9 protein-coding genes and 2 pseudogenes are annotated in these 11,435 nt (G+C 63.3%); 9 read left to right on the top strand and 2 right to left on the bottom strand.

Annotated features, from left to right (window positions below):
* Nucleotides 1–10: 10 nt before the first annotated feature.
* Nucleotides 11–118 carry a transposase domain-containing protein gene (locus HJG45_RS27920; RefSeq protein WP_408902020.1) on the top strand — a complete coding sequence of 36 codons (108 nt, stop codon included), beginning with the start codon at nucleotides 11–13 and terminating at the stop codon, nucleotides 116–118.
* Between the two features lie 475 nt (nucleotides 119–593).
* Entirely contained in the window at nucleotides 594–845 is a 252-nt protein-coding gene (locus tag HJG45_RS27915) for a hypothetical protein (protein WP_171617220.1), read from the top strand.
* Nucleotides 846–1,399: 554 nt separating this feature from the next.
* Here the strand turns inward: HJG45_RS27915 and HJG45_RS27910 are convergent.
* Nucleotides 1,400–2,653: a hypothetical protein gene (locus HJG45_RS27910; protein WP_128080178.1), complete on the bottom strand. Its 1,254-nt coding sequence runs from the start codon at nucleotides 2,651–2,653 to the stop codon at nucleotides 1,400–1,402.
* Nucleotides 2,650–4,815: a CHC2 zinc finger domain-containing protein gene (locus tag HJG45_RS27905; RefSeq protein WP_111472876.1), complete on the bottom strand. Its 2,166-nt coding sequence runs from the start codon at nucleotides 4,813–4,815 to the stop codon at nucleotides 2,650–2,652. Before HJG45_RS27905 ends, HJG45_RS27910 begins: the two co-directional genes overlap by 4 nt.
* Before the next feature lie 1,757 nt (nucleotides 4,816–6,572).
* Here HJG45_RS27905 and HJG45_RS27900 point away from each other — a divergent pair.
* The 7 genes and pseudogenes from HJG45_RS27900 to HJG45_RS27890 all read left to right on the top strand — a co-directional run bounded on the left by HJG45_RS27900 (nucleotide 6,573) and on the right by HJG45_RS27890 (nucleotide 11,331).
* Nucleotides 6,573–7,142, top strand: a complete 570-nt coding sequence (locus HJG45_RS27900; protein WP_171617218.1) for a hypothetical protein — start codon at nucleotides 6,573–6,575, stop codon at nucleotides 7,140–7,142.
* Nucleotides 7,139–7,561: pseudogene (locus tag HJG45_RS29650) on the top strand (relaxase/mobilization nuclease domain-containing protein); the annotation flags it as partial. The gene HJG45_RS27900 and the pseudogene HJG45_RS29650, both read left to right, overlap by 4 nt.
* Nucleotides 7,562–8,075: 514 nt before the next feature.
* Nucleotides 8,076–8,507 (top strand): hypothetical protein, encoded by a 432-nt coding sequence (locus tag HJG45_RS29105; RefSeq protein ID WP_254452860.1) that lies wholly within the window; start codon nucleotides 8,076–8,078, stop codon nucleotides 8,505–8,507.
* A 53-nt stretch (nucleotides 8,508–8,560) separates the two neighbouring features.
* A pseudogene (locus HJG45_RS29595) lies at nucleotides 8,561–9,409 on the top strand (LPD7 domain-containing protein); the annotation flags it as partial.
* Nucleotides 9,410–9,461: 52 nt separating this feature from the next.
* Complete coding sequence (locus HJG45_RS29100) at nucleotides 9,462–10,049, top strand: hypothetical protein (protein ID WP_254452859.1); 588 nt, start codon at nucleotides 9,462–9,464, stop codon at nucleotides 10,047–10,049.
* A 65-nt stretch (nucleotides 10,050–10,114) separates the two neighbouring features.
* The gene (locus HJG45_RS29095; RefSeq protein ID WP_254452858.1) at nucleotides 10,115–10,687 is read left to right on the top strand and encodes a hypothetical protein; all 573 of its coding nucleotides are present in this window, start codon (nucleotides 10,115–10,117) and stop codon (nucleotides 10,685–10,687) included.
* Between the two features lie 80 nt (nucleotides 10,688–10,767).
* Nucleotides 10,768–11,331 (top strand): hypothetical protein, encoded by a 564-nt coding sequence (locus HJG45_RS27890; protein WP_171617214.1) that lies wholly within the window; start codon nucleotides 10,768–10,770, stop codon nucleotides 11,329–11,331.
* The last annotated feature ends 104 nt before the right edge of the window (nucleotides 11,332–11,435 follow it).

Below are 11,435 nucleotides of genomic sequence, written 5' to 3'. Positions count from 1 at the left end.
GGAAGCCTACATCGCAGCCGTGCTCGACCGCCTCGCAAATGGCCACCCCATCACCCGTATCGACGAGCTGCTACCCTGGAACTTCAGGCCAAGCCGTCAACCCACCAGCGTGGGCTGACGCATACGGTACAGCCAAGTCTACGAGGAGCACACTGACCTGCTCGGCTCCAAAACCGAGAAGCGCAAGGACGCCGGGGCTCGGCTGCTGGAGTGGTACCGCGAACGGCTCAAGGCCGCCTTTGGGCATGTCTCTCCGGCGCGACTGATCAAGAACACGAAGGGCGGTCACCTCTACTACCTGATCTGGGCTGGGCCGCACCCGCTCGGCCTGAAAGGGGCGCACCACATCCTCAGCAAGGGCGAGAACGTCGAGCGCTCAAGCATGCCGCCCGTCCCGTTAAGAGATGGGCGAACCCTATCCGCTGACGGCCGGCGCCCGGCGCGGCGAGCGCCAGGGCTAGGGCCCGTTAGCGCCTGAGCCAATCTGTGGTGGCGGCAAGGCAGAGAACGCCGAGCATGGAAGTTTCGTGTTCTCTCGGGCGTCATCGCCGCATCAAACCTGTAATATCTACTTCGCAATGGAGCGGGCCTGAATGTCAAAAATCACTCGTGAATTCTATAAGACAGTCAAAGGACCGATGGCTAACGACGAGGATTGGTGGCGGCTAGTTTACGATACCGAGAAGCGCAGGCTTTATGTCGAGCATGAGTGGTCGCATGTTCCGCTTCGCGGTGCCGGCAATTCTGGAACGGATGAGTACGACATCAACGCCTTCTTGGCGGCGGGCGGCCAAGCAGCATCGAATTTAGACGAGCTTCTTCGGTCGCTTCAGGCCGATAGCTAGAGCCCGTTGGCGCTGAACGCTGCGGCATTGCGGATGGTGGGCTGACGGACGAGGAAGTCAGCGGTGCTGGAGCCACTGGCGAACGCGTGCCACCCCTGTGCCCACCAGAAGGGAGCAGGGGCGGGTCCGCCGCCACGCTGCGCCATCCTATTTCGAATTTCACTCTAACAAAATCAATGGGTTAGGGTGAATATCGGGAGATGAAAGCATTAAATCGGAGGAAATTGCCCAGAAGTGCTTGATCTGTAAGGATCATTGCAAAGGGGTGGCGAATCGGTCTCCCGTAAATAGGCCTAAGTGTTTGATTTGATTAAAGCACGATGCTGTAATTCAGGGTAGCGCCATACCTCCTCTCCACCGAGAGGGAACGTGAGCCTTGGGAGCCCAAGCCATGCCTCAGGCTCACACGCCCTGTCAGGCAGGACCGTCTAATTGCAGATGTATGCCCAGCAATTTCAATCACTTAGCCCGAATATCGGGAGATCAAAGCATTAATTCAGGACGTATTTGCCGGAAACCCTTGTATTTCAACGGCTTCCGGCAAACGGCCTTGCTCAGGCATCTACGGCATGAAGGGCCGCGCCCCTTGTGATCACGCGGCGAACAGTGATCCGCCCGGTCGCTTCGTTCTCGTCTATGGTCCAATCCTGCAGACCAGCAATCTCAACCAGGGCGTCGCGGAGGGTCTTGCGATACCCCCTCAACACCTCGGCTGGAAGGTTGGTGACAGGGTGGCCCCACAGCATTTCGACCAGCTGGTCTAGGAAAAATGTCTCAAATACGGGGATGCGCTCATTCATCGGCTTTGGACCCCGTCGGCGATCTCGGCCAGGCGCCGGATCTTCTGGTTTCCAGACAGCGATGCTCAGCTGACGGTGCAGCAGGCGGGCCGTATCCAGGCTAAGGGCGAACCTCTCCGACAGCTCAATCCGAGTGAACCTGTTGCGGTGTCGCCGGCCGTCTCTCTCAAATCCCAGCATCGCCACCACAAGGCGCTCGGGAAACGAGACAGTCAGATCACGTCCATCCTCGGCCGTAGGATCGTAGGCAAATCTCAGCAGCCCCAGCCCACCCCATTGACTGCCAGTATTGCCGTCTGCTCTGCGGACGTAATAGCTGATCATGGATAGCCGCTCGAGGCACCGCAGCATGGATTCCAGGACCCGGACGTTGTCGCGGCCCCGCCACTGACGCAACACAGTCGTGGAGGGCATCCGGATCCGGAAAAACGGGCCGGTGACGACGCTTAGGTCTGGTGCGCCTGAGGTGTACTCGTTGACCAGAGGCGGCGTCGGCTGAAATCGAATCTGCTCCCGGCGATAGGCCGGGGTCGAGGGCACAATCAGCTCACCATCCGCCATCAGCAGTTTGGACAGGGTACTGCCCTCAACTGTTCCCGCAGCTGCGACACTCAACAGGCAGAGGAGCAGATCCTCTTCGAGATATCCGACCCGCGTTGGCACCACTACGGCCATCTCAAGCGGCGCTTCGTGTCGCTTGTCGATGAGGCGGGGAAGACGAACAATATAGCCTGAGAGGTCGGCGCTATTGGCCCCCTTGTCCAAGAATTGGGAGGGGGTGAGGCTCTCTTCCATCTGGCCTGGACGAAAAATCGCCATGCTCCCGAGGACGGAATCATGGAGGGCGTAGCTAGTCAGTCGGTCCGTGGTCTCGATTGGCTTCGCGGCCGCCAGGGCTTTGGCAAGGTGACCACGGACGGCACCCCGTGGTCGCCCGCGCCCGCGCTTGGCGATAGTTGGAATGATCGCGGCGGCGGGCGGCTTGGTACCGCTGGCAACGCGCTTCATGCCCCTCCCTCCTCGCCAGCAATCCTGCGGCCGTATGTCGACCCTGATGGCTTCCGCTTTGGCTTGTCCAGAGGCACGGCTCCGCAGAGAATGCCGTACTCACCTCGGTACCACCACTGAGCCCCCTCATTCTCGCTGTAGTTCAATTTGGGCGTGGAGAGGCTGACCCACTTCCGGCGCTCCTTGTCGTCATACCCCCTGACCTCGCCGTCCGTAGCCGACATGGTTTCAATGTTGGCCTGCCACCGGACGTGATCGGTCAGTTTGCGGGAGCCACTGGCGGCCTGCTGCTCGCCTCCCTGGCCGTTCAGGCTTGCGGCCTTTGTCGTGTGATGGGCGATGAGAATTGCGACACCGGGACATACCACCGTCAGGCTCTCGCACAGGTCCACAGCCTGGCCCATATCGGTGCCCTCGCGCTCGTCGAGCGCCGTGGTGATGCGGCCCCAGGTGTCGAGGCCAATTAAGAGAGCCCCTTTCCCTAGCACCGCGAGGCGATGATAGAGGGGGCCGGGAAGCACCAACGTCGAATGTCTGTCCTCCCGGATTGCTAATTGCTTCTCCGGCCCCCGGCCACAGATGGGGAATACATGGAGATTCGCGTCGATCTCATCGACCATGCGATCGGCATTGATGCGTGCGTCACCGTCTCGATTGTTTTCCGTCACTCTCCGAACAGCGTCGCGGCCCAAGTGATGTTGCCGCCACCGCACAACCACGTCCGGGTCCTCTGCAGCGATGTAGATCGTCTTACCCTTTGGCAACGGACCAAAAGCAGGGCCCCAGAGCCCCCAAATATCCAGGCCGCAGGCCAGCGAAATGCAAGTTTGCAGCATCGCCCAACTCTTGCCAGTACCGCCGGGGGCAACCAGCAATGCCACAGTACCTTCTAGCATTCCTGGCAGGACATATTTCAGGACTGGTGCATCGGCATAGAGCGCCGCCTTGAATGACAGGCGGGAGGAGACGAAGCCCTCAAGTTCCGATGCGGGCCTTTCCGCCCCAGAACCCGGCAGCGGCTCGGGCGGCATTCCGCCTGGGACCACCTGATCAGCACCAGGCGGGAGCTCCAAGGGCGGTTCCCAAGCAGGGGCACCCTGGATAGCCTCTCGCACGCGAGTGCTTGTCCAGCCCTCGTCCTCAACAGCATCCGCCACGTCCCAGCCGTCGGGAACATCCGCCGGCGGGACCATCACCCGGATATTCGTCGCCCCCCTCTCGTGGAGATGGGCCGCGAGGGCTTGCATTGTCCGATAGCCAGACCGGTTCTCGTCGGCGTCTGGCCAGAGGACGATCTCCTCGGCCTCAGCCACCAAGCTCCAATCGGTATGATGCCAGCCCTTACCGCCACCTACCCAACTGACAGGGATCCAGTCGTCGGGTAGATGGAGGGCAGCCCCGACCTCCTGACATTTCTCTCCCTCTACTACGAGGAACCGTAGCCGGCGGCCTTCTTCCTGTGCCTGGGTGATGAGTTCCGCCCCGTAGACCGGCCGCGGTGCGGGGAAGGAGACGAAAGTCCATCCTTCACGGACGCTACCATCAGCCAGGCGGACGTTGGTGCACCATCCCACCTGGTAGGCGCCCTTACGCCCCAGACGGTTCCGGGGAGTTCGGACGACGTACCCCAGCAATTCACCCCGGCCACCTCGAAATTCGTGCATGCGATCGACGGGGAGCTGCGAAGTGAGTGCCTCACCGAGAGCTGCGCCAGGCCGCAGGATCGGGGCGGTCTGCGTGCTTGGGCGCTGCCAAAGGGGAGGGACCCCAGGCGGAACGGTGTCGGCCAGGGTGTAGGGGTCGGGCTCGTTAGCCAGTTCCTCGGCATGACGGCGCCGTTCCTCAAGCCGTTGCAGCGCCTCCCGGGACGGTGTCCCAGCATTACGCTCATTCCGACGCAGGTCGCGGATGAGATCGGCAACCGGCACCTCGGCGATCGCGGCCATGAACGATAGGACATCGCCATGAGCGCCGCAGCCGTAGCAGTGAAAATGGGTCGGATACACGTGGAAGCTCGGCGACTTCTCGGCGTGGAATGGGCACAGGCCCTGCCATACCCGTCCTCGCCGCGTGAGCCTCACATGCTTGGAGACCTCCCGCTGCAGGTCAAATTCCGCTTTCAGATCGGCGAGTGAGCGCCTGAATCGGTCGCGATCAGTCATAGCGTGTCAGAACCCCTTGTCGATTTGGGCCAAACACCACATGATCGAGGTGTCAGAACCCGGGGCTGTGTCAGCAGCCCTGTTTCAACTGCGCCTGAGTAAGCGGCCCAGCCGGTGAGACGGCTGGGTCGCTTATGGCGTTTAACGCCCTGATTTGCTCTGCCCCGCCTCCGTTAGCCGTCGACGAGCTAGTTCAGCTCCCTCGGCCAGGGTCGCGGGATCGATCGAGGCCTCTAGGGCTTTCTCGATCAGCACCCGCTGCTCATGACCCGATCGCAGAGCCGCCAACCGTAGAGCCTCAACCAGGTCTCGCCGGATGCGGTGGGACGTGACCACACGGTCGACCATAGCGTCGCTACTCCGTAAGCTGACTTACGTTGGATATCTGGAACGCGCGCGTGAATGCAAGATTTTTCTTCAAGCTCCTAGCGATCCACTTAATTGCGGGGAAGGATCGGCGTGCTTTGCGCTCCCGTAATTGCGTTTTGCGCTCCCGTAATTGAGCTTTGCGCTCCCGTAATTGCGTTTTGCGCTCCCGTAATTGCCCTTTTTTTGATTTGTTTTCAGACACTTAGGTGCGCCTATAGAATCTAAGAATCTTAGAATTCTATAGCCGCCCGCCCCTGTGTGGGGGCGAGCGGCGTGAGTCGAGTAAAGCCAGACAGCGTGGTGGTGGCGAGTGGGGGCGGGGGTGGCGCCGATTCCGCAACCCCCAACCTTCCGATCAGCCCTTACCCTGCCTGGTGTTGTCCTTGGTCGACACTAACACGGGTAGACCGAGGGTAGCCTGCTGACCAAGAACGGCCAGGCGCTGAGTAGCTGCAGCGATCACCTCGCTTTGGATGTGCCTCGAGACTGACCTGGGGGCCTCGTACCTTCCCCCTGAATCCGCGGCACCTCGCCTGGCCCGTTGATCGGCGACCCAGAAAGTCTCGGCCAGTCGCACCAGCCGGGCCCGAGCTATCGCCTCGCCACCCCACAGCTGGGCCGCCAGTTGGAAAACGCTGCCGTCCAGGCTGATCGAGCTCCGGAACAGTGTGCCATCGTCGTCTGGCCTCATGACGGTCAGCCGCACGATCCGGGCCGTAACACCAACCCCGCGCGAGATCTTGGCGCGGTTTCCCTCTGAGGTGAATTTCTGCCGGCGCTTGGGTTGGGGAGCGGCAGGAAGGGGGAGCTCGGCCATGGGTGGGTTCGGCGCCTCGGTTACGGATCGGGTCACGTGTCTACCGGCAGGGTATGTGAGCCTGGGGAATCCCGAGCCAACAATCTGCGTCCAGACTCCATGCGTTCCAATGCGCTGCCCCTTGCGCAAATCAAAGCAAAGGAACGCACCCCCTTTAGACGCCATATCGCCACCCTGTGTTGGCAGTAGGACGGGGTCTGAGATCCGCGAGTGATCCGCCGAATACCGGCACGAGCCACGTCGCCAGTTAGCTTGTCGTTTCCAGATGGGGCGGCATATTGCTCAGGGGTAGTTGGAAGGCTGGGAGGAGGGACGACTAAATGTCTTCGACATTTATTGCCCCTCCGATCGCTGCGCTCCGGAGCCTCCCTCCACTCCCCGGCACCTTTGGTGCCGACCCTCGCCAGAGGCGAGGGTGAAGACCGCCCTTCCGGGCGAGCCGCTTCCGCGGCGGTTTCGGCCGTCCGTGGCATAAAGTTTTACGCTACCGGCGGCACCCTCGGGGTACCGCCAGGGTACCGCCGTGGACCCACTCACGGCGCCATCTGAGGCCTCCCAGGAGGGCTGGTTTGTGACTGCGATTGTCAGCGGCAAGCGCCGCGGCGCCCCGAAAAAGGCGCCCGAGAACAGCCGGACGGTGAAGGTCACGCTTCTCCTGACACCGACCGAATATGCCTGGCTCCAGGCTGAGGCCGGCAAGGCAGGACTGACCCGAGCCCTGGCTCGGTTCCTGCTCACCAGGGCAATGGGGGGCGAGTGGAAGATCATCCCCGCCGTAAACAGAGCCGCCTGGAGCCACCTGGGAAAATGGGCAGGGTGTTTTACGACACTGGCCAAGGCCGCCGCGGGCGGGAACCTGGTCAAGCTCTACCCCCACCTCAACCCATCATTGGAGTTTCTGCTCGAGGCTGTCCGGGCGGAGTTGCGGGCCCTCCGGCTCGCGTTGATCGGCCTAGACAGGGCTTCCAGGCAGGAGGCGGAGGAGGCTGAGCGGCGGTGGCACGAGGCGTTCGGTGACGTGGTCGAGGATGCGATGCTCGGCCCGGACGACGAGGATGAGGAATGGGATGGCAGCGACCTCGGCGACCTCCCGGACGAAATCGACCCTGATGCGCCTCTGAATTGGGGAGGCGGCAAGTGAAGTCGAACGTCAAGCGAGGTGGGGGCTTCGCGGGCCTGCTGCGTTACGCGCTCGATCGCGGTCCGAAATGTGAGATTGTCGGCGGAAATATGGAGGGGAGGAATCCCGGCCAGTTGGCCAGGGAGTTCGGCGCTTCCCGCCGGCAGAGGCGCGAGGTCAAACGCCCCGTCCTGCACGCGACCCTTTCCCTGCCACCTGGAGAACACCTTAGCCCGGAGGCTTGGAACGAGGTCGCCCATGCCTTCATGCGGAAAATCGGTCTGCCGCCCGAAAACCATCAATTCGTAGTCGTAAGGCACGACGACACTCATTGTGAGCACGTGCACCTCATCACCAGCAGGATCGGGTTGGACGGGCGCCTGTGGCATGGGGTCAACGAGGCGTTGGTAGCGACGAATGCGACCCAGGAACTGGAACTCGAATTCGGACTGACCATCACTAAGGGGCCCAATCTTGAGACTGAGCGACCTGGCGCAGGTGTTCGCGCCGGTCTCAAGATGAATCAATCCGAGCGCGAACTTTGGGCACAGCGAGGTGTCGAGCCCCCGAAAGCCCGGATCGCCAAGGCGGTGGAGTTGGCAATCCGCCGCAGCGATGGCACCCCCGACAGTTTGCGGGCCCTCCTCGGGAAGAGTGGGATTGAGGCGCGCATATCCGTCGGCGGCGGCAGGGTCACCGGCATTTCCTACGGTCTCCGGACGCGCTGGGTCGGTGGCGAAGAGGAAACGAACTACAAGGGCGTCCATGTGGGGGCGCGCTGCGAAGCCAAGGCGATTGAGCGCCGCCTGGCTGAGCGGCGCGAGCAGTTGGCTCGTGCCGCATCTGTCCAGCTGCGTGCCCAGGACGTGAGGTTTGAGAACGAACTGGGCGCCGCAGATCCAGAACGCATGGCCCGCCTCACGGCGAGGGCGGCCGAAATCAGGAGACAAGACGATGCCGAAGCCCCCGCTTCCACCAGGGATCGTGTTGCCCGAGATCCCCGGCCCGCTGCCGGCGACGGTCCCCCGCGTCGACAAAGCTCCGGCGAACCCGCAGACCTTGCCGGACTACGCGAAGGCTTGGGCGGCTCAGCCGGCCGCCGAGGTGAAGGTGACGCGCGACCGCGAGCCCAAGGGAGCGACGCCCCCGGCCCAGGGCCAGTGGGACGCGAGACTGCAGCAAACGATCCAGGAGACGCATTCGGGCGTCGAGGCGCTGCAGGTCCTGGTCGAGCCTCAGCCGAAGCCGAGCAGGATGGACACGGTTTTGGAGCTGCTGGAATCGATCGACAACCGGAGTTTCCGGCTGGAGGAGCGGCAGAAGAGCATCGAGCTCATGCTAACGGCCGTCCTGCGACACCTCCGGGTGCCGATCCCGAAGGGCTAGGCTGGGGCTGGGCCAGCATTGAGGTCGGGGTCACTGTCGGCGTCGCATTTCGCATGCCCAACCGCCGGGTTCAGGACTGGTACAGTCTCGCCCGGCACTACCGCGCCAACCTAGCCCCTGAGGTCAGCCTCCGGGTTCGTTCTGTTCGCACCGACCCGGACGCCGGCGCGGTGCGGGTGCTGCTGGACGACGGCACGCGCATCGTCGACACGGGCGACCAGATCACCGGCCACTGGCGGGGGACGGAGCCTCCTGAGGGAGCGGTGAGGGCTATGATCGACATGGCCCGCGTTCGGGGATGGGCAACCGTCAACCTCACCGGCGATGCTGCATTCCAACGCGAGGCTTGGTTGGAGTGCCAGCGGCAGGGAATTGTGGTTGCCAACTACCAGCCTCCCGCGGACCTGGTCGCAGTTTGGAAGGCAGAGCAAGCGGCCTCGCGCAGTCAGCCCGCCGCCTCTCACGAGGTGCCCCCACCCGATCCAGAACCCGAGACGGCCGACCCATGGGCCGGCTTTGAAGCCGAGGGCGCGGAGGCCGCCGCCTCTGCCTGGTTCGCCTGGGTCCGGATAGCACGCGTCTACCGACGCGACCTTCAGCCTGATGTGGCGGCCCACGTCCGCTACGTCCGGTCCAATAAGCCCGCCGGCCCTATTACGGTCGGGCTGACGGACGGCGCGGTGATCCAGGATGCCGGGCGGCGGATCTCGACGGCGTGGCGAGAACAGGCGGGAGTTTCGACCGCAGCCATTACCGTCATGACGGAGATGGCGCGTGCCAAGGGCTGGACGGCTCTCCGCATTCGCGGCGGCAACGAGGAGTTCCGCCGCCAAGCGTGGCTGGAATGCCAGAGAGCCGGCCTTGCCGTGCACGACTACGACCCGCCCCCTGACTTGGTTGCGGCATGGCAGGAGGAGAAAGCCAGGGCCGCTGCCCAGGCAGAGGAGAGGATGAATGGGCAAAATCCAGGAGATGGAGGAAGCCGCGGCCCAATGGGCCCTGGCTCGAGCGACGAGGAGCGAACTGGACCCGGTGCTGGCGGAACTCGCCCAGCTGAGGGCGGAGATCGCCCAGAGCCTAACCGCAACGGAGACGCAGGAGCTGGTACGCGCGGAGAGGCTCCGACAGACGATCGACCCGGTGCTGCAGGGCGTCCAGGCCGCCGTGGACAAGATCATTACCGCGATTTCTCACCACTCCGGGCGCCTGACGTCCCTGCAGATGGACATAGAGATCCTGCGCCAGGACGGGACCGTGGCGACAGCAACGGCCCTGCGCAACCAAATGGCGCATCTGGCGCAACGAATAGCGGACCTCCCGGACAAAATCGCAGAGCACGTCGCAGAGGCAATCGAGCACAGGACGACGAGCCCTGGGATGCCAAGTTCAAGCGGGCCAGCGCAGAGCGCAGCCGCGCTCAAGCGAATGAGCGAGAAGGCGCGAGCCTTCGATCTCCTGCAGGCTCGGCAGAAAAGCGAGCCGGCACAAAGGCTGCTGGCTCAGGTTCTGGAGGAAGCGAGGGGAGAGCGAGCCCGGACGTAAGGAAGCGCCCGGAATGGGCAGGGCGTGGTCCGACACTTCCCTATCAGAACGACGCGGCGCGCCAGATGGGCCGCAGCTATCTAGCCGAGGTGCACAGGATTCCCAGTAGCGTCCGACGCCGTGCCGAGGAAGCGAAGTTCATCCACTACTGCCCTGACCAAGGGATAGCCTTCCTTGGCCGGATTGCTGACCAACCCATGGCGGTTTCGGCATGGCTGCATCCGATACCAGAGGGACCGTATCGGGCCCTGCCGAGTAGCGATGAGAGCGTTCCGCCTGTTCTGATGGGCGACCCTCGGCGCGTTGTGTTCGTTACTGACGGAGTGACCGCCCTTCGGGCCCTGGCCGAGGCGGAGCGAAACGGGAAGGCACCGCCGACCGTCATAGCGCTCTACACGCCCAGCCCAGGAAACGTGTTGCTGAGGTTGCCGCCCGACCTGCGCGACCTGATCGCCAATGCTGAGAGCGTGTCCGGGTTTGGCGTCGTGAACCTGAAAGAGGTGAACGAGCACGTCGAGCGGTGGCGGTTGCTCTATGGCCAAGGGCAGCACGAGCCTGTTTCCGACGACCTAGACCAAGACTACGATCCGGCAGACCCTTCGAGCTCGGCCGGCCCAAAGGGAGGTGGCACGCAGTAGAGGCGCCCTCCCCTGTGCAGGTGACCGCCAGTTAGTTTCGAGAGCGGTAAGCTAGGTGCGGCACCCACGTGAGGGAGGTCATGCCCGTGTCGCCCAAGTCGCCGCGCCCGAACGGCAGCGTCCAGCCAGCCGGCCACCTGCCGCGCCGCCTGCCGGAGCAGCGAGACGGCACGCGCGGCCCTGCCCGGTCGCACGAAGATCGGGAAGAGGAGGTCAGGCTGGCGCGCAAGGTGCTGAAGGCTGCGGGCGTCCAGCAGCCGGAGGTTCATGCGCGGCGGCTCGTAGATCTCCGCGAGATGGACGACGCTGATTACGCGCCCGCGTCTGTGGCGTGGCAGGGGTCAGCGGCTGGTGCACGGGAGCAACTCGCCCTGCTACGCGAGCGGCTCCACGAAATCCGGACCCTACGCGCAGAACTAGCTCAGCGGACCTCGATCCAGATCCCCCGCGTTGGCGATGCCGACACCCTATGGGCCCGCGAGGTGAGGCGGGATCAGCCGGAGCAATTCCGCATCCTTGACCGTCACGCAGCTCAGCGCGGCGAAAAGTGGCGGATATTCCAAGAGGTGCAGAAACTGGCGCCGCAGATGTTGAGCGACCTACAACGCCGGGAGCAAACGCTGTTGAATGCCAGTGAGAGCTGACCCGGGATTGCCATGAGGAATTGACCCGGGTTGTGGATGGAGGAGCGGGGTTTTCGGTCTGGTCAGGTGAGTTGTGGCTTCCTTTCGTGCTTGGCTTGGGTGGC

This window comes from Roseicella sp. DB1501 (assembly GCF_013112485.1).
Classification (GTDB): Bacteria; Pseudomonadota; Alphaproteobacteria; order Acetobacterales; family Acetobacteraceae; genus Paracraurococcus.
The sequence above is the reverse complement of the archived record's forward strand: the minus strand, read 5'-3'. Positions and strand labels throughout refer to the sequence as shown.